At 66.7% G+C, this 24294-nt stretch carries 23 protein-coding genes; 7 read left to right on the top strand and 16 right to left on the bottom strand.

All coding sequences use genetic code 11. The annotated features are described in order from the left end of the window. The first annotated feature begins 288 nt into the window (after positions 1–288). Complete coding sequence (locus tag CXG43_RS00535) at positions 289–1131, top strand: isocitrate lyase/phosphoenolpyruvate mutase family protein (protein ID WP_101098250.1); 843 nt, start codon at positions 289–291, stop codon at positions 1129–1131. A gap of 26 nt (positions 1132–1157) precedes the next feature. Here CXG43_RS00535 and CXG43_RS00530 read toward each other — a convergent pair whose 3' ends face one another. The 10 genes from CXG43_RS00530 to CXG43_RS00485 all read right to left on the bottom strand — a co-directional run bounded on the left by CXG43_RS00530 (position 1158) and on the right by CXG43_RS00485 (position 11486). Then, entirely contained in the window at positions 1158–1862 is a 705-nt protein-coding gene (locus CXG43_RS00530) for an MOSC domain-containing protein (protein ID WP_101098249.1), read from the bottom strand. Beyond that, positions 1859–2566, bottom strand: coding sequence for a FadR/GntR family transcriptional regulator (locus CXG43_RS00525; protein ID WP_101098248.1), 708 nt, complete (start codon positions 2564–2566; stop codon positions 1859–1861). The genes CXG43_RS00530 and CXG43_RS00525 overlap by 4 nt, the downstream gene beginning before the upstream one ends. 82 nt (positions 2567–2648) lie before the next feature. Next, positions 2649–4496 (bottom strand): NPCBM/NEW2 domain-containing protein, encoded by a 1848-nt coding sequence (locus tag CXG43_RS00520; RefSeq protein ID WP_101098247.1) that lies wholly within the window; start codon positions 4494–4496, stop codon positions 2649–2651. Positions 4497–4507: 11 nt separating this feature from the next. Continuing rightward, positions 4508–6070, bottom strand: coding sequence for a sodium/sugar symporter (locus CXG43_RS00515; RefSeq protein ID WP_101098246.1), 1563 nt, complete (start codon positions 6068–6070; stop codon positions 4508–4510). A gap of 82 nt (positions 6071–6152) precedes the next feature. Further along, positions 6153–7031, bottom strand: a complete 879-nt coding sequence (locus tag CXG43_RS00510) for a 2-dehydro-3-deoxygalactonokinase (RefSeq protein ID WP_101098245.1) — start codon at positions 7029–7031, stop codon at positions 6153–6155. After that, positions 7028–7945, bottom strand: a complete 918-nt coding sequence (locus CXG43_RS00505) for an SMP-30/gluconolactonase/LRE family protein (protein WP_157825203.1) — start codon at positions 7943–7945, stop codon at positions 7028–7030. Before CXG43_RS00505 ends, CXG43_RS00510 begins: the two co-directional genes overlap by 4 nt. Positions 7946–7947: 2 nt before the next feature. After that, positions 7948–9096 (bottom strand): galactonate dehydratase, encoded by a 1149-nt coding sequence (dgoD, locus tag CXG43_RS00500; RefSeq protein ID WP_101098243.1) that lies wholly within the window; start codon positions 9094–9096, stop codon positions 7948–7950. Then, positions 9093–9707, bottom strand: a complete 615-nt coding sequence (locus CXG43_RS00495) for a 2-dehydro-3-deoxy-6-phosphogalactonate aldolase (protein WP_101098242.1) — start codon at positions 9705–9707, stop codon at positions 9093–9095. Before CXG43_RS00495 ends, dgoD begins: the two co-directional genes overlap by 4 nt. Before the next feature lie 7 nt (positions 9708–9714). Then, the gene (locus CXG43_RS00490; RefSeq protein ID WP_101098241.1) at positions 9715–10482 is read right to left on the bottom strand and encodes an SDR family oxidoreductase; all 768 of its coding nucleotides are present in this window, start codon (positions 10480–10482) and stop codon (positions 9715–9717) included. After that, entirely contained in the window at positions 10479–11486 is a 1008-nt protein-coding gene (locus CXG43_RS00485) for an aldose epimerase family protein (protein WP_157825202.1), read from the bottom strand. The genes CXG43_RS00490 and CXG43_RS00485 overlap by 4 nt, the downstream gene beginning before the upstream one ends. Positions 11487–11917: 431 nt before the next feature. On the opposite strand from CXG43_RS00485, the gene CXG43_RS00480 reads away from it, so the two are divergent. After that, complete coding sequence (locus CXG43_RS00480; protein WP_101098239.1) at positions 11918–13456, top strand: M4 family metallopeptidase; 1539 nt, start codon at positions 11918–11920, stop codon at positions 13454–13456. A gap of 73 nt (positions 13457–13529) precedes the next feature. Here the strand turns inward: CXG43_RS00480 and CXG43_RS00475 are convergent, their stop codons facing one another. Continuing rightward, entirely contained in the window at positions 13530–14534 is a 1005-nt protein-coding gene (locus CXG43_RS00475; RefSeq protein ID WP_101098253.1) for a LacI family DNA-binding transcriptional regulator, read from the bottom strand. 97 nt (positions 14535–14631) lie between these two features. On the opposite strand from CXG43_RS00475, the gene CXG43_RS00470 reads away from it, so the two are divergent. From CXG43_RS00470 to CXG43_RS00450, 5 genes are read left to right on the top strand one after another with little or no spacing between them, the layout of a single operon-like run. Beyond that, the gene (locus CXG43_RS00470) at positions 14632–15684 is read left to right on the top strand and encodes a sugar phosphate isomerase/epimerase family protein (protein WP_101098238.1); all 1053 of its coding nucleotides are present in this window, start codon (positions 14632–14634) and stop codon (positions 15682–15684) included. Positions 15685–15711: 27 nt separating this feature from the next. Beyond that, positions 15712–16929 (top strand): nucleoside permease, encoded by a 1218-nt coding sequence (locus CXG43_RS00465; protein WP_101098237.1) that lies wholly within the window; start codon positions 15712–15714, stop codon positions 16927–16929. 12 nt (positions 16930–16941) lie between these two features. Then, the gene (locus CXG43_RS00460) at positions 16942–18066 is read left to right on the top strand and encodes a Gfo/Idh/MocA family oxidoreductase (RefSeq protein WP_101098236.1); all 1125 of its coding nucleotides are present in this window, start codon (positions 16942–16944) and stop codon (positions 18064–18066) included. Positions 18067–18085: 19 nt separating this feature from the next. Further along, entirely contained in the window at positions 18086–18949 is an 864-nt protein-coding gene (locus CXG43_RS00455; protein ID WP_101098235.1) for a sugar phosphate isomerase/epimerase, read from the top strand. Positions 18950–18967: 18 nt separating this feature from the next. Beyond that, entirely contained in the window at positions 18968–19264 is a 297-nt protein-coding gene (locus CXG43_RS00450; protein ID WP_101098234.1) for a cytochrome c, read from the top strand. A 29-nt stretch (positions 19265–19293) separates the two neighbouring features. Here the strand turns inward: CXG43_RS00450 and CXG43_RS00445 are convergent, their stop codons facing one another. The 5 genes from CXG43_RS00445 to CXG43_RS00425 form a co-directional block, all read right to left on the bottom strand. After that, positions 19294–20037 (bottom strand): DUF1080 domain-containing protein, encoded by a 744-nt coding sequence (locus CXG43_RS00445; RefSeq protein WP_101098252.1) that lies wholly within the window; start codon positions 20035–20037, stop codon positions 19294–19296. A gap of 11 nt (positions 20038–20048) precedes the next feature. Then, positions 20049–20624 (bottom strand): gluconate 2-dehydrogenase subunit 3 family protein, encoded by a 576-nt coding sequence (locus CXG43_RS00440; protein WP_101098233.1) that lies wholly within the window; start codon positions 20622–20624, stop codon positions 20049–20051. Next, positions 20624–22312 carry a GMC family oxidoreductase gene (locus CXG43_RS00435; protein WP_101098232.1) on the bottom strand — a complete coding sequence of 563 codons (1689 nt, stop codon included), beginning with the start codon at positions 22310–22312 and terminating at the stop codon, positions 20624–20626. Before CXG43_RS00435 ends, CXG43_RS00440 begins: the two co-directional genes overlap by 1 nt. Before the next feature lie 30 nt (positions 22313–22342). Further along, the gene (locus tag CXG43_RS00430) at positions 22343–23185 is read right to left on the bottom strand and encodes a TIM barrel protein (protein WP_232767503.1); all 843 of its coding nucleotides are present in this window, start codon (positions 23183–23185) and stop codon (positions 22343–22345) included. A 293-nt stretch (positions 23186–23478) separates the two neighbouring features. Further along, on the bottom strand, positions 23479–24039 hold the full coding sequence (locus tag CXG43_RS00425; protein WP_101098231.1) for a single-stranded DNA-binding protein: 561 nt from the start codon (positions 24037–24039) through the stop codon (positions 23479–23481). Positions 24040–24294: the final 255 nt, after the last annotated feature.

The raw sequence follows: 24294 nt of genomic DNA, 5'->3' as shown, positions 1-24294 counted from the left end.
ATGACAGGTTCCGGTGGCCGCCACCCGCGTAAAAAAGAAGAGGAAAAGCGGTAGCGCCGACCCATGGTCGGCGAGCGCAGCGGGCCGTTGGCTGGAACATTCCGCCGACCATGGGTCGGCGCTACCGAAGGTTCCATCGCCGCCATGGACCTGTCGAAGGTGGGGCGGGGTGGGTTGGCGCGGGCGATCATCGAGCTGACCGCGGGCACCACGCCGGTAGGCGATGCACTGCACTATCTTGCTCTGCAGTCCTGACACCTCCCTCCACCGCCCACCGGGACTCCATCCATGCCCACGCCAGATACCAGCGAACGCCGCCGACAGTTCCGCGCGCTGCACCAGCACGGTTGCTTCGTACTTCCCAATCCGTGGGATGCCGGCAGCGCGCGCTACCTGCAGAGCGCCGGCTTCAAGGCACTGGCATCGACCAGTTCCGGCCATGCCTGGAGCCAGGGCAAGGCCGATGGGGCTGAGGACCTGGAGCAGGTACTGGCGCATCTGCGCGACATGGCCGATGCCACGTCGCTGCCGTTGAATGCGGACTTCGGCGATGGCTTCGGCGCGACGCCGGCCGATGTCGAACGCGCCGTCCTGCGCGCGATCGACACCGGCGTGGCAGGCCTGTCCATCGAAGATGCCAGCCCGGATCCCTTCCAGCCGCTGCGGCCCTTGGATGAAGCACTGGCCCGGTTGCGCGCCGCGCGCGTGGCGATCGACCATTCGGGTGCGGACGTGATGTTGATCGGTCGTGCCGAGAATTTCTTCGTCGGCCAACCTGACATAGACGACACCCTGCTGCGCCTGCGCGCGTACGCTGATGCGGGCGCGGACTGCCTGTATGCGCCCGGCATCGTGCAACGTGCGCACATCGAGGCGGTGGTGGCCGCAGTGGCGCCGAAGCCGGTCAACCTGCTGGTCGGCGGCCCCAGTGCGTTCACCCTGCAGGACATCGCCGCGATGGGCGTACGGCGGGTCAGCCTGGGCGGCGCACTGGCACGCGCGGCCTGGGGCGGTTTCATGCAGGCCACCCAGCAGCTGCAGGAACAGGGGAGCTTCGCCGGACTGGAAGGTGCGACGTCGGGGGCTACGTTGAACGCACTGTTCGAGCGGCCCATGCAGCGCGATGCCTGATGCAAGCCGCCGAGCATGGCGTGGCGCTACCGGGTTTCAGGCCCCTGCAACCGTGATTGCCAGGATTCCACCTCGTTGCGCTGCAGCCGGTTGGACAGCAGCTTCTTCCACGATTCGGTCAGCGGCAGTTGGCTGGCTTCCTCCAGCACGCTGCGCTCCAGGGTACGGTCGAACAGCACATGGCCGAGCCGGCGCAACGACCAGTCCGGGCACAGCCGCTCCACCACGGTCATCGCATCGCCCGGCGCCACACGGCCACCTTCCAGCACGCGGTAGTACCAGCCGGTGCGGCCGCTGGACTGCATGCTGCGCGCCATGTCCGGCAGGCCGAAGCGGTCGTTGAGTTTCCAGCAGGGCTGGCGGCCCTGCGACACCTGCAGCGTGGCCGTGCCGACCCGGATCACGTCGGCCAGGTGGATCGTATCTTCACTCCACCCCGTGCTGGAGAAGTTTTCGCCGAAGGCGCCGCTCGCCGCCAGCAGAGGATGCGGATGTCCTTGGCGCCAGAAGGCATAGTGGTCGAACGGATAGTGGTGGATGGCTTTTTCCGGGCCGCCGTGCACCCGGCGGTCGCCCTGTTCATCACCTTCGATGCCTTCGACATGGATGCGCACCGGCCCGCTTACCGGCACTTTGGCGATCGCGCTGCAGCTTCCCGGCCGCGTGTACGGCACCGCGCGTCCGGTATGGATCGCAGCCAGTGCCACCGCAGGCGGAATCGCGCAGATCATGGAGAGGTCGCCTCGCTGCGCAGGTTGCTGCGGGAGTCGGCAATCATCTCCAGCATCGCCTGGCGGGCCTGCTCGGGCTGCTGCGCCGCGATGGCCTCATGCACGCGCGCATGTCGCGGCAGCGAATACTTGAAGTCCGCATCGGCCTTGCGCGCGGACAGCAGCAGGTAACTGCCCAGTGCGGTTTCGATCACGCTGAACAACGGCCGCAGCAGCGCATTGCCGGTCGCGTCCAGCACGGCGTGGTGGAAGCGCAGGTCCGCCGCCGCCCAGGCCTCCATGTCCTCTGCCGCTGCCATCGCGCCGTACGCCTGGCCGATACGCGCCAACTGTGCATCGGTACGCCGCTGCGCGGCCAAGGCGGCCGCTGGCGGCTCGATCAGTTCGCGCATCTCGGCCAGTTGTTCGACGAAGGCCAGCGTGGGCAACGCCGCGCCGTGCCAGGACAGCACGTCCGGATCCAGCAGGTTCCAGTGTTCGGACTCCCGCACCCGCGTGCCGATCTTCTGGCGGGTTTCGATCAGCCCCTTGGACCCCAGCACACGCAGTGATTCGCGAAGCGCGGTGCGGCTGACCTGCAGCTGCACCGCCAACCGTTCTTCGCGCGGCAGTATTTCCCCGGGCTTGTACTGGCCGGCCACGATCAGCTTGCCGAGCTCGTGCACGATCTGCCCATGCAGGCTACGACTGGACGTCGCCATCATGTCCGGACCTGGTCGGGAGCGCGTGGTGGTTGCATGGCGCAAGTATAGACCGCCCCCGTACGCGCCCCCTGCAGGCCTCTGGTCACTGCAGGCTTGCGCCGGCCCAGGCCACCACCGGCGTGCGCGCGCCTTCTCCCGCGGTGGCCGCTTCGGCCACCAGTTCCAGCACCTGCACGCCCTGCACTGCTACCTCGATCCGTGCCGGCGCCTGCCCGCGTCGCAGCGGCGCGCTGGTGAACAACGGCTTGCCGTCCCCATAGACCTTGAACACCACGCTGCCGGACGCAGCCGCGGCACTGTCGTCCACGCCCGCCAGCGCGGTGAAACGCTTGAAATCGCGCGATGCCAGCACTTCGAGCCGCGAGTTGGCGTGGATGCCGATACCCCGCGGGTATGCCGTGCCGGCGATGCGCAACGGCCCGCCCTGCGGTGTGCGGTCCACCCGCGGGGTGCCCGATACCTCGGCCGGCCGGGCGCTGTAACCGGGCAGGCCGTCCACCGCCACATGGATGCGGCCGGTGATCTCGCCCAGTGACGTGCCGCCGCTAGTATCCGGCGTCCCGCTGACCTTCAACAGCACCGCGCCGTGGGCTGGCAGGGTGAATGCCAGCGCGCCTCCGGTGGCTGTGACGTCGCGTTGTTCCCACAGATCGCGCGCCCGGATCGGGGCGGCGTCGCTGAGCAGCACCTGCGCGGCGCTCACCCGTGCCTCCACCGTTGCTTCGCCCCGGTTGAACACCAGCACGCCGCGTTCGCCACGGGTGGACAACGGTTTGACCAGCACCTGCAGCGGCCCCTCGCTGGCGACGATCCGGCCCTGGTTGCCGGCCGGATCCTGGTTCAGTGCGATCACCTCCGGATTGGACAGCAGCGCCACCTGCGCCGGGGTGGCGTGGTTCAGGTCGAAGCCCACCAGCAGCGGCGCCGCCAGGATGGCCCACATCGAAAAATGGGTGCGCGCTTCGGTCATGTGGTCGGCACCGAATTCACCCAGCCCCACCGCCAGCATGTCCGGATCATTCCAGCGCCCCGGACCGGCATACAGTTCCCGGCGCGATGCGGTATCGAAGTTGTGCAGCATGCTTTCCCAGGTCATTTCGATGTCCGGGCTGGTGCGCCACAGGTTGCCGTGGCGGCCGCCCCAGTTGCCCACGCCGGCTTCTCCCCATGGGCAGATCGACAGCACGAAGTCGTTGTCCGGGTTGACCTGTGCCAGCAGCCTGCCGACCCGCGCATACGCGCCTTCGACCTTGTCCGCATCGGTGGCCTGGGCATCGGCACGCACGATCAACGGACGCCCTTCGCGGTAGGTCGCGCTCGCCAACGCCTTGCTGCCCTGGCCGAAATCGGCCAGCCCACAGGCATCGACCTTGATGTAGTCGAACCCCCATTCCCCGAACATCGTGGCCAGGTCGCTGGCCTCGAAGCCTTCCAGGCCGATCTCGCGCTGCGCCGTCGTGCCCACCGGCAGGTTGGGGCTGTGCGCATCATGCGCCTGCGAGCAGGCGTTGCGTCCGACGTCGGTGTACAGCCCGGCCTTGAAGCCCATCGCATGCAGGTGATCGGTCCACGGCCGCAGGCTGGGCACGCCGCTGCGGCTGGCCGCCATCGGGAACATGCTGGTGCGGATCTGGATGCCGCCGTCGGCGCGGCGCTGCAGCCACCAGCCATCGTCGATGTTGATATAGCGGTAGCCGGCCTGCTGCATGCCATTGCGCTTGATGGTTTCGGCCACCGACAGGATCTTGTCCTGGGTGACTTCGGTACGGAATGCGTTCCACGGGTTCCAGCCCATCGGCGGCGTCGCAGCAGCACCATGCCCATAGACGCTGAAGCGCCCGCTGGGTTGCAGTTCTTCGCGGGGCTCGGCGGCGATGCCGGACAACGGAGCCAACGCCAGGGCGACGGCAAGCAGGGTCTTGCGGGTCATGCTCTCTCTCCTCACCAGAACAGGGTGTACAGGGCAACCAGGATCGCGACGACCGCCATGGCCCCCACGTTGAAGGACGTGCGTGTTGCGTACTGCACGTCGTCGGTGCGCACCACGTCCTTGGCCGGCGCTGCTGGCGTGGCCAGCGATACGCCCACCGCCAGCAGCAGCGCCAGCAGGAACACCAGGCCGACGCGATCGATGAACGGCAAGGAGGGCCACGCCAGCTTCAGCACCACCGACAGCACGAACGAGCCCACCGCCGCCGCCAGCGCACCGGCTTCGTTGGCCCGCTTCCAGAACAGGCCCAGCAGGAAGATCACCACGATGCCCGGGGTGAAGAAGCCGGTGTACTCCTGGATGTACTGGAAGGCCTGGTCGAAGCTGCCCAGCAACGGCTTGGCGGCCAGGATGCCCAGCACCACCGTGACCACGGCGGCGATGCGGCCCACGCGTACCAGCGTGGCCTGGTCGTGCGGGCCCTTGCGCTGGGCGTAGAAATCCAGCGTGAAGATGGTCGCAACCGAATTGATCTTGGACGCGAGCGAGGCCACGATCGCCGCTACCAGTGCGGCGAACACCAGTCCGAGGATGCCGGTAGGCAGCAACCGCATCATGGTCGGGTAGGCCTGGTCCGGCGCGTCCAGGCCCGGCGCCAGCATCACCGCGGCGATGCCCGGGACCACCACGATGACCGGCATCAGCAGCTTCAGGAAAGCAGCGAACAGCACGCCTTTCTGCGCCTCGCCGATGTCCTTGGCGGCCAGCGCGCGCTGGATGATGTACTGGTTGAAGCCCCAGTAACTGATGTTCATGATCCACAGCCCACCCACCAGCACGCTGATGCCTGGCAGGTCCTTGTAGAACGGGTTGTCCTTGCTCAGGATCATCTCGAAGTGGCCCGGATGGGCTTCCCACAGGCGCTGGAAGCCGGCCACGATGCCTGCGCCCTCGCCCAGCTGGCTGAGCGTCAGCCCGGTCACCAGCAGCCCGCCCAGCACCAGCAGCGAGACCTGCACGATGTCGGTCAGCGCCACCGCCTTCAGGCCGCCGTAGAGCTGGTACAGCAGCGCGAACACGCCGATCAGCACCACCGCCAGCATCTGGTCCATGCCAGTGACCTGGCTGACCGCGATCGCGCCCAGCCACAGGATGGAGGTGACGTTGACGAACACATACAGGCCCAGCCAGAACACTGCCATCAGCGTACGGATGCGGGTGCCATAACGCTGCTCAAGGAACTGCGGCATGGTGTAGATGCCATTGCGCAGGAAGATGGGCAGGAACCACTTGCCGACGATCAGCAGGGTCAAGGCGGCCATCCACTCATAGGAGGCAATGGCCAACCCGATGGCATAGCCCGAACCGGACATGCCGATGATCTGCTCGGCGGAGATGTTGGCGGCGATCAGCGAAGCCCCCACCGCCCACCACGGCAGCGACTTGCTGGCCAGGAAATAGTCCTTGGCATCCTTGGTGTGGCCGGCCTTTTCCCGCGAAACCCACTGCGCCAGCACGAATACAGCAGCCAGGTAGACCAGTACGATGGAGGTATCGAGCAGCGAAAGTTGCATGTCCTGCTTCCTTGAGGCGGGTGCCGGGATCTGTCACCGGCGTTCGGAGTGGAAAGAAGTAACCGTTGCGCCTGGCTTCCGCTTACATCGGCAGCTCACGTGCACGCGCGAGCAGGTACAGGCCCTGCGCCACGCTGTCTTCGGCGTGCCGCGTTGCCGGTCGCCCCAGCAGTGCCAGCGCGGAGATATAGGCATCGGCCAGGCCATCGGCGGCCATCACGTGCAGCGGGCCGCCCTCTGCATCGATGTCCTGCAGTTCACTGCCGATCAACAGGCCGGACAGATAGCTGGCCAACTGCGCAGGCTGCAACTGGTCGAACAGCGCGCGGGTGCGCACGCTGAACAGCCGATGCAGCAGGCTGCCTTGGCGCCCGGCCAGTGCGATGCCCTCGGCAAAGGCGGCGGCATCATCCGGCGCCTCCACCATCATCCGGCCGAGCAGGCTGTGCTGGCGCAGCACCGCGAACAGCTCACCGGTCATGAACGTGCTGAACCGCTCGATGCGCCCGTCCACCACGTGTGCGTGCTTGCTATGCGTACCCGGCAGCACGACACGGTGCGTGCCCGGGCCCAGCAACGGCAGCAGTGCGCACAGCTGGGTCTCTTCGCCGCGCATGACGTCCGGTACGCCGTGCACATCCACGCAGCTGAGGCCCGGCACCAGCCACAGCTCGCGCTCGATGGCAGCGTCGTTCAACCGCTGCATTCCCGCCGCGATCTCATGCAGCCCTGCCGGGGCCTGCAAATAAGACACCTCCTTCCAGCCCTGGCGGCTGCCCACCATCCCCGCCATCACCACCAGCGCATCGTCCCAGTCGTGGATCAGTGCCTCCAGCACCTCGGCAAACCGACCATTGGCGTTCAGCAGCCCCTGGTCGGAGCGCCGGCTGTCCACTATCTGTCCTTTACGGTCCAACCAGAACGCGCGCAGGCTGGAGCTGCCCCAGTCGATGGCGATCATGCGTCTGCGAACCGGGGTTCGGGCAGGCCGCGCACGCCTTCCAGCGCGGCCCGGAACACACCTCCGCTGGCCGGCAGCGCGTGCAGTGCGGCAGCGTCCAGTCCATCCCGCGCGGAGGTGACATACAACGTGCCCAGGTCGTCGCCGGCAAATGCCACGCAGGTCGGTTGCGATGCAGGCACCGGCACGCGCAGTTCGACCTCACCGGCGGCGGAGTAACGCACCACCTGCCCCGCCCCCCATTGCGCACCCCACACGCGGCCTTCGGCATCGACCGCTGCTCCATCCGGCTCGGCGTCCCCTGCAATCAGCGCGAACACGCGCGCGTCAGTGATCGTGGCGGTGGCTGCATCGTAGCGGGCATGCATGATGCTTCGCTGCAGCGAATCGCAGTAGTACATGCCCTGCCCGTCGGGATCGAAGCCGATGCCGTTGGCGATGGCCACCGGCGCGATGTCCAGCGCACGCAGGCCCTGCCCGAGCGAGTACTGATGGAAGCGCGCCGTCCGCGCATGCGCGGGATCTTCGTTGATGCAGCCGAAAACGAAGTTGCCGCTCCGGTCCAGGCGGCCATCGTTGATGCGCATGGCCGTCCCCTCCATCGGCACGTCGACCAGGTGCTCACAGGACAGACCGGTGCCGGCAGCGTGGCGGGGGGGATCAACGAAGTACAGTGCGTCTTCCATCCCCAGCAGCAACCGGCCCGACTCACACAGCGCAAGCGACCCTACCCGCCCCGGCGTGCTCCACCACTGGGTGCTGCCCGCCCCCGGGCTGCCGCGCCAGATACGCCGGCCCTTGATGTCGGTCCACCACAGCACACGTTCGCGCGCGCACCAGACAATGCTTTCGCCCAGCGTGCAGCGGCTGTCGAAGGCCAGCGCAGCGGTCGGCAGGGTGCGGCCCTCGCCCATGCTTACCATTCGGCCACGCTCCCGTCTTCGTGCCGCCACAAGGGATTGCGCCACTCACCGGCGCTACGCGCGCGTTCGACCACCACCTCTTCGTCGATCTCAACGCCCAGGCCCGGCTGGGTGAAAGGCAGGATCGAACCGCCGTGCATGGTGAAGGCGTCCTTGTTCTTGACGTAGTCCAGCAGCTCGCCGTCGGCGTTGTAATGGATGCCGATGCTCTGTTCCTGCAGTACTGCGTTCCAGCTGGCGAAGTCCACGTGCAGGCAGGCCGCCAGTGCTACCGGCCCAAGCGGGCAATGCGGGGCCAGGGCCACGTCATGGGCTTCGGCCATCGCGGCGATCTTCATGCATTCGGTGATGCCACCGGCATGCGAAAGGTCCGGCTGCACGATCGACAGGCCGCCGGCGGCGAACACGCTCTTGAACTCGGTGCGCGAGAACATCCGCTCGCCGGCCGCCAGCGGAATGGCGGTGTGTGCGGCTAGTCGCGGGTAGTATTCGGCCTGTTCGGCCAGCACCGGTTCTTCGATGAACAACGGGCGGTACGGCTCCAGTTCGCGGATCAGCGTCTTGGCCATCGGCCAGCCCACGCGGCCGTGGAAATCCAGCCCGAACTCGATGCTCTGGCCGAACGCCTCGCGGATTCCGGCCACCTTGGCTACGGCCGCATCGATGGTGCGGCCGGGCGCCAGCAGCGGCATTTCCTCGCAGGCGTTGAGCTTGAAGGTGTCATAGCCCAGCGCCACCCGTGCCCGGATCTGTTCGATGATGTCCGCTGGCCGGTCCCCGCCCACCCAGCAATAGGTCTTCATGAGGTCACGCACCAGTCCGCCCAGCAGCTGGTACACCGGCACGCCCAGCGTCTTGCCCTTGATGTCCCACAGCGCCTGGTCGATGCCGGCCAGCGCGCTCATGAACACCGCACCGCCGCGGTAGAAACCACCGCGGTACATCACCTGCCAATGGTCGTTGATGCGCGCCGGATCCTTGCCGATCAACTGCTCGCCCAGCTCATGCACGGCGGCTTCGACCGTGCGCGCACGGCCTTCGATGACCGGCTCGCCCCATCCGGCCACGCCTTCGTCGGTCTCGATCTTCAGGAACATCCAGCGTGGCGCCACGCGGTAGGTGCTCAGGCGGGTGATCTTCATGCGTTCGCACTCCGCAGGGCGGCAACGAAGGCATCCGCATGGCGCGCCGTGGTGGCTGCATCCTGGCCCGGGCGATACAGCTCACCGCCCAGCCCGGCACCGGCGCAGCCGGCCTGCAGGAACGCGGCCAGGTTCTCCGTCCCGATGCCCCCTACCGCATACAGCGGCACGTCTGCAGGCAGTACGGCTTTCAGCGCACGCACATAGGCAGGACCAAACTGTGCCGCAGGGAAAAGCTTCAAACGCTGCGCACCGGCGGCCAACGCCGCGAAGGCCTCGCTGGCGGTGGCAAACCCGGCGGCGATGTCCAGTCCGCGCGAACGCGCATGCGCGATCACCTGCGGGTCGGTGTTCGGCGTCACCATCAGCCGCGCGCCGCTGTCCGCCAGGTGGTCCACATCGGCGATGTCCAGCACCGTGCCGGCGCCCACCTCGGCGTGGCCGTCGGCTTCCTGCAGGGCCAGCTGCACGCTGCCCAGCCAGTCCGGGGAGTTGGTGGGTATTTCGATCTGGGTGATGCCGGCATCGATCAACACGCGCACGTGCGCGCGCACCTCGGCCGGGGTGATGCCACGCAGGATGGCGATCAGCGGAAGCGGGGAATGGGTCATGGCGGGCTCAGTAATAGAGTTGGCTGCGGCCGCCATCGATCAGGATGTCGGCGGCGTTGATGAAACGGGCTTCGTCACTGGCCAGGAACAACGCGGTCTGCGCGACTTCCGATGCTTCGCCGATGCGTTTGGGTGGCAGCAGTGCTTCCTGTTCCAGGCGTGCCTGGGCAGGATCGGGCTGTGATTCGAACCAGCGTTCGATGCGGTCCACCAGGATCAGCCCGGGCGATATGGAGTTGAACCGGATGCCCTTGTCGGCGTACTCCAACCCGAGCGCCTTGGTCAGGCCGATCAAGGCGTGCTTGGCCACGTTGTACGGGAAGGCGCCCTGGATGATGCGATGGCCGTGCACCGAGGCGATGTTGACCACCGATCCGCTGCCCTGCGCCAGCATGCAGGGCAGCACCGCGCGGGCGAAGTTCCAGTGGCCGCCGAGGTTGACGTCCAGGTTGCGCTGCCAGGTCGGCGAAGACAGCTCCAACGGGGCAGAAAACACATCCATGCCCGCATTGCTGACCAGCAAGTCAACCTGGCCGTGGGCTGCCACCACCTGTTCAACGAAGGCTGCCACCGCATCGGCATCGCTGACATCGCCCTGCTGGAAGAGTGCGCACACTGCATCCCCGGCACAGGGCGCGGCCTGGTCGTAGCCGGCCACGATGGCACCGTGCGCCTGGAACAGTCCGGCGATGGCACGGCCGATGCCATTGGCCGCACCGGTGACGATGGCCACTTTGCCGGCCAGCCGCTGTGCGGGGTCAGTCACTGCACTCATTTGGTATCCTTGCTGAAGCGATAACGGATGCGATTGCGATACACCGCGCCGGGCTGCAGCGTGATGTCAGGAAAGGCGGGCTGGTTCATCGCATCGGGATAGGCCTGCGGTTCGATGCAGAGGGCAGCGCGTGCGTGGTACGGCCTGCCCGATGCGCCCTGCAGGCTGCCATCGAGGAAGTTTCCCGAATACACCTGCACGCCGGGCTGATCGCTCAGCACGTCCAGCACGCGGCCGGAATGCGGATCTTGCAGGCGCGCCGCGGGGCGCACGCCGGCGTCTGCCGGGGCATCGAGAATCCAGTAATGATCCAGGCCCCCGGCGACCTGCAACTGGGCGTCGCCAGCGGCTGACAGCGCGTGGCCGATCGCGCGCGCGCGGCGGAAGTCGAAGGCGCTGGCGGCCACCTCCGGGCGTTGCCCGGTGGGCGTGAGCGCTGCGCCCAGCGCCACCATGCGCGATGCAGGCAGCGTAAGAAGATGCGCGTCCACCACGCCCGCCCCTTCGCCAGCCAGGTTCCAGAACGGATGATGGGTCAGGTTGACCACCGTGGGGCGGTCGCAGGTGGCGGCGTAGTCCACGTGCAGGGTGTCGGTATCATCCAGCCGATAGTCCACGGTGATCGTCAGCGCGCCCGGGAAACCCTGATCGCCATGCGGGCTGACCAGTTGCAGCCGCGCGCGGTCACGGCGCACGCCCAGCCATTGCCAGTCACGGCCATCGAAGCCGTCCGGTCCGCCGTGGTGGGCGGTGAGGCCATCGACCGAATCGAGCCGATGATGCTGGCCGTCGAGCACGAAGCCAGCCGTGCTGATGCGTCCAGCTAACCGGCCGATGCTGGCACCAAAGAATGACCGACCCGACGTCCGCTGGCTCTGCTCGGCATGGCCGAGCACCACGTCTGCGAACTGCCCGTCACGGTCCGGCACCCACATGCCCGCCAGGGCGGCGCCGCGCTGCGCGATCTCTGCCCGCAGCCCATGGGCGTTTTCCAGCATCACCATGCAATCCACGCTCCACGCCAGGGAACTCCAAGGGCACCACGATTCCACAGTTCGGAGGCGGTGCGACGCGGCCATCGGCCTGGATTGCAATTAAACAAATAATACTACAATTGAAAAGTTGCACTGCAGCATGGTCTGCGCGCTGCATGCCTGCCTTTCCTGGCCTCCCGAACACCCGAGCCGGGCCTCCGGATTTGCTGTCCCGCGGGTCAGGCATTCAAGTACACAAGGGTAGGGAAAAACGAGAATCACGCGGGGCTTGGAGGCCGATCCCTCCTGTCACGGGGCGGCGCAGGCCCGGCCGTCGCATCCTCCGCCGTTGCTGCAGCGCTCACCCCGAACCACGGTGTCCTCGCCGGCGGTGCCTCCCCTGGAAGCGCGATCTTGCTGCAGGGCTACCGCTCAGGCATCCATCCAGCGAGGAACCACCCATGATCCGCCTGCCATCCCGCAGCCTGCTGTCCCTCACCCTGCTTTCCGCCGCGATACTCGCCGCACCTGCGGGCGCCGCCGAGCGCATTGCGCTGCATCGACTCGACCGCGTGGCGATCGCGGCGTTCGCCACCGGCAACGCCGGTGCCTCTGCATCGCCGTCGCTGCTCGGGCTGGATGCCGGTTCCAGCTTGCGACTGCTGTCCAGCCATGTCGACCGCAACGGCGTGCAGCATCAACGCTTCGAGCAGTTGCACCACGGCGTACCCGTGTTTGGTGAACATGTGGTGGTCGCCACCGCCGCCAGGGGCCAGGTGCGGAGCCTGTTCGGTACCGCAGTCGCCGCACTGCAGCCGGAGGTTCCCGACGTGGCACCCCGCATCGACGGCGCGCGTGCTGCGGCCATCGCCAAGGCCAGTGCCCCCGGAATGCGTGCCGGCGACATGCAGATACAGAACCAGAACCAGCGGCTGATGATCCATCTCGATGCACACTCGGTCGCACGGCTGGCCTGGGTGGTGGATTTCCTGGCCGAGGGCGAGGGCCACGCGCCCAGCCGGCCGTTCACCATCGTCGACGCGATGAACGGCGACGTGCTGGAGCAATGGGAGGGCCTGGCCACGGCGAAGATCGGCATCGGTCCCGGCGGCAATGAAAAAACCGGCCAGATCGCCTACGGCGCGACTGCTCCCTATTTCGACATCACCGCTGATGGGGCAACCTGCTCGCTGGAGAACGAGAACGTAAAAACCATCAACCTGGACCACGGCCGATCAGGCTCGGTCACGGCAGCACACAGCTTCAGCTGCCCGCAGAACACAGTCAAAGCCATCAATGGTGCCTACTCCCCATTGAACGATGCGCACGCCGCTGGCGGCGCCGTGTTCGACATGTACCGCGACTGGCTGGGCACCGCACCGCTGCGGTTCCAGCTGGTGCTGCAGGTCCATTACGGAACGGGTGTCGAGAACGCAGGCTGGGATGGCCGCACCATGTCGTTCGGCGATGGGATGTTCGAGTTTTATCCGCTTGTTGCACTGGATGTAGTCGGTCATGAGGTCTCCCATGGTTTTACCGAACAGAACTCCGGGCTGATCTACAACTCGCTGCACTCCGGCGGCATGAACGAGGCGTTCTCGGATATCGCAGGCGAAGCCGCCGAGTATTACCTGAAAGGCAGCAACGACTTCCTCGTGGGTGCCGAGATCATCAAGGGTGACGGTGCGCATCGCTACTTCGAAGACCCGACGCGCGACGGCAGTTCGATCGGCCACGCGCGCGATTTCCGTCCGGGCATGGACAATCATTACTCGTCCGGCGTCTATAACAGGGCCTTCTACCTGCTTTCCCATCGCGAGGGCTGGGATATCCGCAAGGCGTTCACTGCGATGGCGACGGCCAACCAGAACTACTGGACGCCAAGCAGCACGTTCGAAAGCGGCGCCTGCGGCGTCATTGCCGCCGCACGGGACCTGGATTACCCGGTCGAAGACGTGGTGATCGCATTCGATGCGGTCGGCGTGCGCTGCGATGCCTGAGCGCGCCGTGGCGTGATGCAGGCAACCGGATCCGGCAGGCATCGCGCCTGCCGGGCCATCCCCACGCCCGTCATCACTTCGTTGGCGCACCCGTCGAGCCGCGCAACATCAGGCTGAAATCCAGCGTCTGCTGGAGCGGTACATCCCGACCTTCGATGATGGCCAGCAACAGGTTGACCGCGCAGGCGCCGATTTCCCGCATCGGTTGCCTGACCGTCGTCAACGCCGGCGTCAGGTAGCGGGACGAGGCCAGGTCGTCGAAGCCCACGATGGACAGGTCATCCGGCACACGGACGCCCAGGTCCCGGCAGGCCGCCAACGCGCCCAGCGCCATCTGGTCGCTGACGCAGAAGATCGCCGTGGGTGCGGGCGTGCGGGCCAACAACGCCAGCGCCGCCGCATGGCCGGATTCCACGGAAAAGTCGCCCGGCTCGACGGTAAGTTGGCGCAGACGACCGTGCGCCTTGCCGGCCGCACGCACGCCTTCCAGCCGTTGCTGGTGCAACGGATTACCGGGCGGCCCACCGATGACCGCGATCCGCTCGTGGCCCAGTGCATACAGGTGTTCCATCACCGCCCGCGCGGCGGCCGCGTTATCGATGTGGACGCTGGGGATGCCCAACGCGGGATCGAACTCGCAGCCATTCACCACCGGCGCGGCGGCGCCCCGTTGCTGCACGATCGCGCGCGCCGTCGGCGGCAGGCGATGCCCCAGCACGATCAGGCCGTCGGCCTCGTTGCGCCGGAGCATCTGCGCATAGCGCTCCTCGCGGTCGGGCTGATGCTGCGTGTCGCCCAGCAGCACGGCGTAGCCGACCGCCTGCGCCGCCTCCTCCGCGCCCTGCAGGATCTGCGCGAAGAACGGATTGGCGATATCCGGAACGGTGACCAGGATCTTGCCGCTGCGCTGGGTCTTCAACGTCCGGGCCACCGTGTTGGGCACATAGCCCAGGGCGGCGGCGGCCTGTTCGATGCGGCTGCGCGTGGCTGGCAGGACCTTGTCCGGCCGGGAAAGCGCGCGCGACACCGTTCCGGCGGAGACGCCGACGTGTTTTGCGATGTCGTAGATGGTGGCCATGGTTTTTTGGTCTTCGGTGCCGCTGTGCACTGCACAACAGCTCCTGCAGGAGGCCCTGCTAGGATAATGCAATCGATTGCATCGAGGGCGAATCACCTTGAAGACGGTCAAAGGTCCCGCGCTGTTCCTGGCGCAGTTCATCGGTGACACCCCCCCGTTCGATCAGCTGGACACGCTGGCCGGATGGGCCGCAGGGCTGGGCTATTCCGGCCTGCAGGTACCGACCAGCGATCCGCGTCTGTTTGATCTGGCCGAGGCGGCGCGCAGCCAGGCGTACTGCGATGACATCGCCGGCACGCTGGCCGCGCAGGGCGTGCAGGTCACCGAGTTGTCCACCCACCTGCAAGGGCAACTGGTCGCCGTCCATCCCGCCTACGACAGCCTGTTCGACGGCTTCGCGCCACCGGACAAGCGCGGCGATCCGCCCGCGCGCCAGGCTTGGGCAGTAGAGCAGCTGCTGCTGGCCGCCAAGGCCAGCCAGCGGCTGGGTCTGAAGGCGCATGCCACGTTTTCCGGCGCGCTGGCCTGGCCCTACTTCTATCCGTGGCCACAGCGTCCGCCCCGGCTGGTGGAAGAAGCCTTCGCCGAACTCGGCCGTCGCTGGCGCCCCATCCTGGATGCCTTCGATGCCTGCGGGGTGGACCTGTGCTTCGAAATCCACCCGGGCGAGGACCTGCACGATGGCGCGACCTTCGAGCGCTTCCTCGACGTGGTGGACCACCATCCGCGCGCGAAGCTCCTGTACGACCCCAGCCACCTGCTGCTGCAGCAGATCGACTACCTCGGCTTCATCGACCGTTATCACGCACGCATCGGCATCTTCCACGTCAAGGACGCGGAGTTTCGCCCCAGCGCGCGCAGTGGCGTGTATGGCGGCTACCAGGACTGGATCGATCGTCCTGGGCGGTTCCGCTCGCTCGGCGACGGCCAGATCGACTTCAAGGCGATTTTCTCGAAGTTCGCCCAGTACGATTTTCCGGGCTGGGCGGTGCTGGAGTGGGAGTGCTGCCTGAAGCACCCGGAAGACGGAGCGCGGGAGGGCGCCGCCTTCATCGGCGACCACATCATCCGCGTGACCGAGCGCGCCTTCGACGACTTCGCCGACAGCGGCGCGGATACGCAGTCACTGCATCGCATGCTGGGGATCTGAGCCACCACCGCCCTGGGAGGGGTAGCCATGACGTACGCCATGTCGCGCTTGGGCGCGATGATGTTCCTGCAGTTCTTCATCTGGGGCGCATGGTTCGTGACCCTCGGTACTTACCTGGTGCAGGGCCCGCTGCAGGCCAGCGCCAGCCAGGTGGCGACGGCCTTCCTCAGCCAGTCCATCGGCGCCATCGTGGCGCCCTTCCTGGTCGGCCTGGTTGCCGACCGCTACTTCGCCGCCCAGCGCATCCTCGCAGTGCTGCACCTGGCCGGCGCGGTGCTGATGTGGATGGCCTCCACGGCGACCGACTTCGGCACCTTCTCCGCCTGCGTCATGGGCTACATGCTGCTGTTCATGCCGACCCTGGCGCTGGCCAACAGCGTGGCGATGCGGCACATGCAGTCGCCCGAAAAGCAGTTTCCGCCCGTGCGTGTCGCCGGCAGCGTCGGCTGGATCGTGGCGGGCGTGCTGATCGGCTGGCTGGGCTGGGAGCAGGCGCATCGTCTCGAACTGACCTTCCAGATGGCGGCCATTGCCTCGCTGGTGCTGGGCCTGTACGCCTTCACGCTGCCGCACACGCCGCCGCTGGCCCGGCAACGCGACGCCGGGCTGGGGCAGATCCTGGGGCTGGATTCGCTGCGGCTGCTGAAGTCGCGCTCCTACCTGGTGTTCTTCCTGGCTTCCATCGCCATCTGCATCCCGCTGGCGTTTTACTACAACTTCACCAACCCCTACCTCAACGACCTGGGCGTGCGCGGCGCGGCGGGCCTGCAATCGCTGGGCCAGGTATCCGAAGTGCTGCTGATGCTGGCGATGCCGTTCCTGTTCGTGCGGCTGGGCGTCAAGGCGATGCTGGCCGTGGGCATGGCCGCGTGGGTGCTGCGCTACGTCATGTTCGCCTTCGGCGATGCGGGCGGCGGCTTCACCCTGCTGGTGATCGGCATCGTGCTGCATGGCATCTGCTACGACTTCTTCTTCGTCACCGGGCAGATCTACACCGATGCCCATGCCGGCCCCGCCGCGCGCAGCAGCGCGCAGGGGTTCATCACCCTGGCCACCTACGGCGTGGGCATGCTGATCGGCACGTTCCTGTCCGGCGCGGTGGTGGAGCACTACACCAGCGCGGCCGGTCCGGACTGGCAGAAGATCTGGCTGTTCCCCGCAGGCGTCGCGCTGGTCGTGCTGGTCGCCTTCCTGCTGCTGTTCCGCGACCGGCCGGTGGTCGCGGCCGCCCCTTCCACACCCTGAGGATCACAGACGATGCGCACGCTTGGAATCGCCATTGTCGGCACCGGCATGATCGGCGCGGTGCACCGTCGCGCGGCCCTGCTCGCCGGTGCCACGGTACGCGGCGTGGCCGCCTCATCGCCGCAGCGCGCACACGAAGTGGCGCAGTCGTGGAATGTCCCGCGCGCCTACCGTGATATCGACGACGTCCTCGCTGATCCGCAGGTCCAGGTGGTGCACGTCTGCACGCCCAACCACCTGCACCGCGGCATGGCGCAGGCGGCATTGGAAGCGGGCAAGCACGTGATCTGCGAGAAGCCGCTGGCGACCACGCTGGAAGACGCGCAGGCGTTGGCCGCAGTGGCCGCTTCGAGCGGGCTGGTCGCCACGGTGCCCTTCGTCTACCGCTACCACCCGGTGGTGCGCGAGGCCCGCGCACGCATCGCCCAAGGCGAACTGGGCCCGCTGCACCTGATCCACGGCAGCTACCTGCAGGACTGGCTGCTGGATCCGGCCAGCAACAACTGGCGCGTGGACCCGGCACTGGGCGGCGCCTCACGCGTCTTCGCCGACATCGGCTCGCACTGGTGCGACCTGGTGGAATGGGTCGGCGGCGAGCGGTTCGTCGACGTCAGCGCGGCGTTCGCCACGGTGATAGGCGAGCGCGGCACCCTGACCGGGCAGAGCTTCAGCACACCGGCGGCGGGCGGCGCGATGCAGCCGGTGGCGAGCGAAGACGTGGCCGCGGCGATGTTCAGGACCAGCGCCGGCGCCCTCGCCTCGCTGACGGTCAGCCAGGTCTCGGCGGGCCGCCACAATCGTCTCTGGTTCGAGATCGATGGCGCCAAGGCGAGCGTGGCATTCAACCAGGAAGATGCCGAGCGGCTGTGGATCGGCCTGCCCGACCAGCGCGAAGAAATCTTCGTGCGTGGGCCGGGCGCCGGCAGTGCCGAACAACGCCGGCTGTCGGCCTTGCCGGCCGGCCACGCGCAGGGCTACGGCACCTGTTTCGAAGCCTTTGTCGCCGACACCTATCGGGCCATCGAAGGCGAGCAACCGCAGGGCCTGCCCACCTTCGAAGACGGCCTGCGCTCGGCGTTGATCGTCGACCGTGTCATCGCATCGGCCAGGACGCGCGCCTGGACCCCCATCGGTTGAATCCCCGGAGGATCTGTTGATGAACATCGCTGCACGCACCGCCCCTCTTGTCTTGCTGTTGTGCGCTGTCCTGCCCGCCTTCGCCGGCGAAGCCGCCGCCCCGCAGAACCCCATCGCGGTGCAGATGTACACGCTGCGCGACGCCGGCACGCTGGACCAGCAGTTGCAGATCGTCCACGACGCCGGGGTCCACGCGGTGGAGACCGTCGGCACGCAGAACGTAAGCGCGGCCGAACTCAAGCAGCTGCTGGACCGGTATGCCATCAAGGTGGTGTCCTCGCACGTGCAGCTGGCAGAGCTGCGCAACGACCTGGACAGCGTGATCGCCTTCAACCGCTCCATCGGCAACACGACGCTGGTGGTCCCGTACCTGGACGAGAAGGAACGCCCGACCGACGCCGTCGGCTGGACCGCACTCGGCCAGGAACTGGGCCGCATCGCCAAGCGGGCGCGCGCCAAGGGCATGCGCATGGCCTACCACAACCACGATTTCGAACTGGTCGAGTTCGACGGCACGACCGGGCTGGAGCTGCTGTTCGCCGCGGCCGGGCCCGATCTGCAGACCGAGCTGGACCTGGCCTGGGTAGCGCGTGCCGGCCATGACCCGGCGCTCATGCTCGGGAAATTCCGCGGCCGGGTGTTCGCGGTGCACGCCAAGGACAATGCGCCCAAGGGGCAGGCCGAAGGTGAAGGCGGTTTCGCGGCGGTCGGCCAGGGCGTGCTGGACTGGAACACAATCCTGCCCGCTGCGGCGGCCGCCGGCGTGCAGTGGTACATCCTCGAGCACGACCATCCGCGCGATCCGGCCACCGTCATCCAGACCGGCGCGGACTATCTGCGCAACCACTTGACCGCCACCCTGCCAGCCAGCGCAGCGCGCTAGCACGCCAAGGAAACCCACTTGAAAAAGATCCTGACAACCGCCGTGGTTCTATCGGCGGCGACCTTTGCGAACGCGGCCTGGTCCAAGGACGACCCTGCCGCCGGCGCGCAGCTTTACGCTATCCACTGCACGGCCTGCCATGGCGCCGATCGTGCGGGCATGCCGGGCGCGTTTCCCGCGCTCACCGACGTCGGCAAGCGCCTGCAACCGGCGCAGATCAAGGAAAAGATCAGCAAGGGCGGCGGCCTGATGCCGCCCTTCTCGCAGCTTTCCCAACAGGAGATCGACGACATCACCAGCTTCCTGGCGAAGTAGGATCGCCGCGACGGGATGGCGCCGTGCGCTTACAGTTCGCGCACCCAGATGTTGCGATAGCTGACCGCCGAATCGTGTTCCTGCAGGGAGATCGGCGCGCAGTCGTGCGGCGCATACGAGGGTGCCCCGATGTACTCGGTCTTCCCCGCCAGCACCGTGTCATCCTGCACCAACACGCCGTTGTGCAGCACGGTGATGCGCGCGGGCGAGGTCAGCCCGCCGCCCTGCGAGAAGCGCGGCGCCTTCCAGATGATGTCGTAGACCTGCCACTGGCCCGGCGCCCGCGAGGCATTCACCAGCGGCATGGCCTGCTTGTAGATCGAGCCGGCCTGGCCGTTGCCGTAGGTCGGGTTGTCGTGACTGTCCAGCACCTGCAGTTCGTACAGCTCCTGCAGGAAGATGCCGCTGTTGCCGCGGTCCTGGCCGTCGAAGCCGGCCGTTGCGCTGGGCGAGCGCCATTCAACGTGCAGCTGCATATCGCAGAACCGCTGCCGGGTGCGGATGCCCTTGCTGCCCGGCACCACCGTCAGCGCGCCATCGTCGACGCGCCATGGCACGCGTCCGCCCTGCTCGGATTCCCACGCGGAGACATCCTTGCCATCGAAGAGCACGATTGCATCGGAAGGCGCGCCGCCGATGGGGGTGGCCACGCTCGCAGGCACCGGTTTCCACACCTCGGTCCTGGTGGGATCGCGCGCGGGGTCGCCGCTGGCCTGCGCGAACACAGGCGCGGTGGCCAGCAGGCAGGCGGCAGCCAGCAGCGGTCTGGTCATTATGTTTTTCATCAGCTGGTCGCCCACGCGGGCGTGCCGGGCACATAGGCGAGATCGCCCTCATAACGGCCCGGTACGGCGACGTACTTCAGGACTTCGGTCGCGCCGACCTTCGAGGTGAAAAAGCCGAAGATGGTCAACTGCTTGAACATCGTGAAGTAGTGCGGCACCGCGTCGGTGGCTTCTGCGGCGCCCGTGTCATCCACCTCGACGATGCGTTTCCCGGCCTCCGCATCCAGCGTGCGCAGCAGTTCGGTGCGGTCCTGCGCGGTGAGCGCCACGAAGCGGCCACCGGCGCGTTTGTCGATATCGGCCAGGCCGGCGCGGAACGCCGCCTGCTGCGCGGCGGTGTAGCAGTCGCTGACGAATGTGGCCATGAACGCACCCGCGCCGGCGTCCTTCGCCCCCGGCGTGCCGGTGCGCGGCAGGATGGTCTCGGCGATCTCGTCCAGCGTGGCGACATCGGCGGCGGAGAAGGCGCTCTTCGAGCCCGTGGAGGGCACCTGTCCGTTGGCCAGCGCAGGCACGCCGACCATCGCCGCACCGGTGGCGGCAACGATCATCTTCAGCAGTTCGCGGCGGTCCATCAGAGGTTCCCCGCTTTCAGTTCACGCACCGCGTGGTCCGCCGCCCGGGCGGTCAGGGCCATATAGGTCAGCGAAGGGTTCACGCAGGCGCTGGAGGTCATGCAGGCGCCGTCGGTCACATAGACATTGGGCGCATCCCAGACCTGGTTGTGCTGGTTCAGCACCGAACTGCTGCGCTCCCGGCCCATGCGCGCGGTACCCATTTCGTGGATGCCCTTGCCCGGGGCGTAGTCGTTGTCGTGCATCTTCACGTCCTTCACCCCAGCGGCCTCCAGCATCTCGGCGGCGTCTGCGGCCATGTCCTTGCGCATCGCCGTTTCATTCGCGCGCAGTGACACGTCCATCGCCAGCACCGGCAGCCCCCACTTGTCTTTCTTGTCGCTGTCCAGGCGGATCGTATTGTCATGGTGCGGCAGCATTTCCCCGAACCCGGTCATGCCGATACGCCAGTCGCCCGGCACGGTCAGCGCGTCCTTCAGATCGGCGCCAATGTTCATTTCGGCGATCTCGCGCGACCAGCCGTTGCGGCTTGCACCGCCCTGGTAACCGAAGCCGCGGGAATAGCCACGCTTGTCATCGGTACTGACATTGCGGAAACGCGGGACGTAGAAGCCGCAGGGGCGGCGACCGAAGTAATACTTGTCATCGTAGCCTTCGACCCGGCCAGAGGCCCCCGCGCCGAAATGATGGTCCATCACGTTGTGCCCAAGCTCACCGGACGAAGACCCCAGCCCGCCTTCCCAGACATCGGTGGCCGAGTTCATCAGCAGCCAGGTCGAGTTGAACGAGGAGGCATTGAGGAAGATGACGTTGGCGGTGTACTGGTACGTCTGTCCGTTCTCCGCGTCTATTATCTCCACCCCGCGCGCCCGCTTGCGGTCCTTGTCGTACAGCACTTCCTTGACGATCGAGAACGGCCGCAAGGTCAGGTTGCCGGTCTTCATCGCCGCCGGCAGCGTCGCCGACTGCGTCGAAAAATACGCGCCGAACGGACAGCCCAGGATGCACTTGTTGCGGTACTGGCAGTTGACGCGGCCCTGTTCGACCTTCGGCTGGGTGATGTTCGCGGTGCGCGAGTGGATCATGTGGCGGGTACCACCGAATGCCTTCTTGATCCGCGCGGCCACGTCCTTCTCCACGATGTTCAACGGGATCGGCGGCAGGAACTCGCCATCCGGCAATACGTCCAGTCCCTCGCGCGTGCCGGCGATGCCGGCGAACTTTTCCACGTGGTCATACCAGGGCGCGATGTCGGCGTAACGGATCGGCCAGTCGGTGGCGATGCCGTCCTTCAGGTTCGCCTCGAAATCCAGGTCCGACAAGCGATAACTCTGCCGGCCCCACATCAGCGAGCGACCACCGACGTGATAGCCGCGGAACCAGTCGAACCGTTTGGTCTCGATGTAAGGCGAGTCTTTCTCGTTGGCCCACATGCCCTCGAGATTCTCGGCAAGGCCGTAATCACGCATCAGCACCGGGAAGTCCGCCTTCATCGCCTGCGTGGGCCGGTTGCGATGCGGGAAATCCCATGCCTCCTTCATCGCGTTGACATAGCCCTTGACGTGCTCGATGTTGCGTCCGCGTTCGAGCATCAGCACCTTGAGCCCTTTTTCGGTCAGCTCCTTTGCCGCCCAACCGCCACTGATTCCGGAGCCGACGACGATCGCGTCGTAATGATTGTCTGCCATGGGTTCTGCTTCACCTTGGTGGATATCGTTTCAGACGTCGCAGAGGCGTATCGCCTCGCGCAGCGAGCCAACGGGATCGGGCGCTGCAGGCATGAATTCCTGCGCCAGATACCCATCGAAGCCGGTGTCGCGGATCGCGCGACAGATGGAGGGGTAATGCAGTTCCTGCTGGTCTCCTATCTCGTGTCGGCCAGGCACGCCTGCGGTGTGGTAATGCTTGAACCACGCGTGATGCCTGCCGATGGTGGCGATGATGTCGCCCTCCATGATCTGCATGTGGTAAATGTCGTAGAGCAGGCCGAAATGCGCCGAACCGATCCGCTGGCACAGGTCCACGCCCCAGGCGGAGTGGTCGCACAGATAATCCGGATGATCGACCCTGGAGTTCAGCAGCTCCATTACCAGCACTACGCCGCGCTTCTCGGCGTGCCGGAGGATGCGCTTGAGGCCAGCCTCGGCATTGGCCATGCCCTCCTGCGTATCCATGCCGTTGCGGTTGCCGGAAAAACAGATCAGGTTGCGATAGCCGGCATCGGCCACCAGATCGATGTGCCGCGTGTAGCGCGCCACCAGTTCATCGTGGAACCGGCGATCGGCGAAGCCCTTTTCCAGGCTGATCTCCGCGCCGTTGCACATGGAGCTGTCCACGCCGTGGGCCTTCAGCGTGGGCCAGTCGTTCGGGCCGACCAGGTCGATGGCGGAAAAGCCGAGGTCCTTGACCGTCTGGCAGAGCTGGGCGACCGACTGCTGCGGGAACGTCCAGCGGGCGACGGAATGCTTGAGGTTGCCCTTCAGCGATGTGCTGGCGGTGTCTGCGGCGCGCGCGGGCAGGATGCTGGCAGCGCCGAGGCCGACGCTTCCGGCGACGGCCATGCGCAGGGCGTCACGTCGCGTCAGCATTCGGCCTTGGATCGATCCAGTCGGATGGCTGGGCATCTGCTTTCCGGCCTCCCAACCGGTATCAAACGCAACGATTCATCTAAATGCAATCGATTGCACCATAGGACAGGCCATCGTTTTTTTGCAAGACGCAGTGCACGAAAATGGATGCTGCAAGGCACAACGCGGCGCATGCCGGACGGCTCTGGCCGGTCCGTCGGCCACAAAAAAGCCCCGTCAAAACGGGGCTCTTTCAAACGTCTCGAAAGCTGGCAGCAGACGCTGCGTCAGAACGGAATGTCGTCGTCAGCGAAGTCGTCCATCGGCGGCGCCTGCTGCGGCTGCTGCTGCGGACGCTGCTGGCCGTAGCCGCCGCCCTGACCACCCTGCCCGCCCTGACGCTGACCGCCGCCGCCACCGCCACCGCCGTATTCCTGGCGCGGGGCCTGCTGGCGCTGCGGACGATCGCCGCCGTAGTTGCCACCGCCTGCTCCGCCACCGCCGCCGCCTTCACCGCGGCCGCCGAGCATCTGCATTTCATCGGCGATGATGTCGGTCGAATACTTTTCCACACCGTCCTGGCCGGTGTACTTGTCGTAACGCAGGCTGCCTTCGACGTACACCGAGCTGCCCTTGCGCAGGTATTCACCGGCGATCTCGCCGAGCTTGCCGAAGAACACCACGCGGTGCCATTCGGTCCGCTCCTGCTGGTTGCCATCCTTGTCCTTGCGGACGCTGGTGGTGGCCAGGCTGATACGGGTGATGGCCATGCCGCCCTGGGTGTACTTCACGTCCGGGTCGTTGCCGAGGTTGCCGACCAGGATGACTTTGTTGATGCCACGCGCCATAGGAGTGTTCTTCCGTTGTCCGGGGACGGTCCGGGCGGGCCTTGGGGCGCCGGCGCGGGACCGCCCCAGTGAATTGGGGGGATTGCAGAACGCCCCATGTTACCACCGGACGGGCGCTGGACTCGGGCGGGATTGGGTCTGTCTCTTACACACACCTGACGCTGCCGACGACCTTACGCGATCTGGTCTCGTCGGCCGCCGCAAGATTGCAAACCAAGAATAGAGTGTACAAGCGCGAGGACACAGCAACTACGA

The organism is Stenotrophomonas sp. Bg11-02, from assembly GCF_002836635.1.
Lineage (GTDB): Bacteria > Pseudomonadota > Gammaproteobacteria > Xanthomonadales > Xanthomonadaceae > Stenotrophomonas > Stenotrophomonas lacuserhaii.
This window is presented reverse-complemented; position numbering and strand designations above follow the sequence as displayed.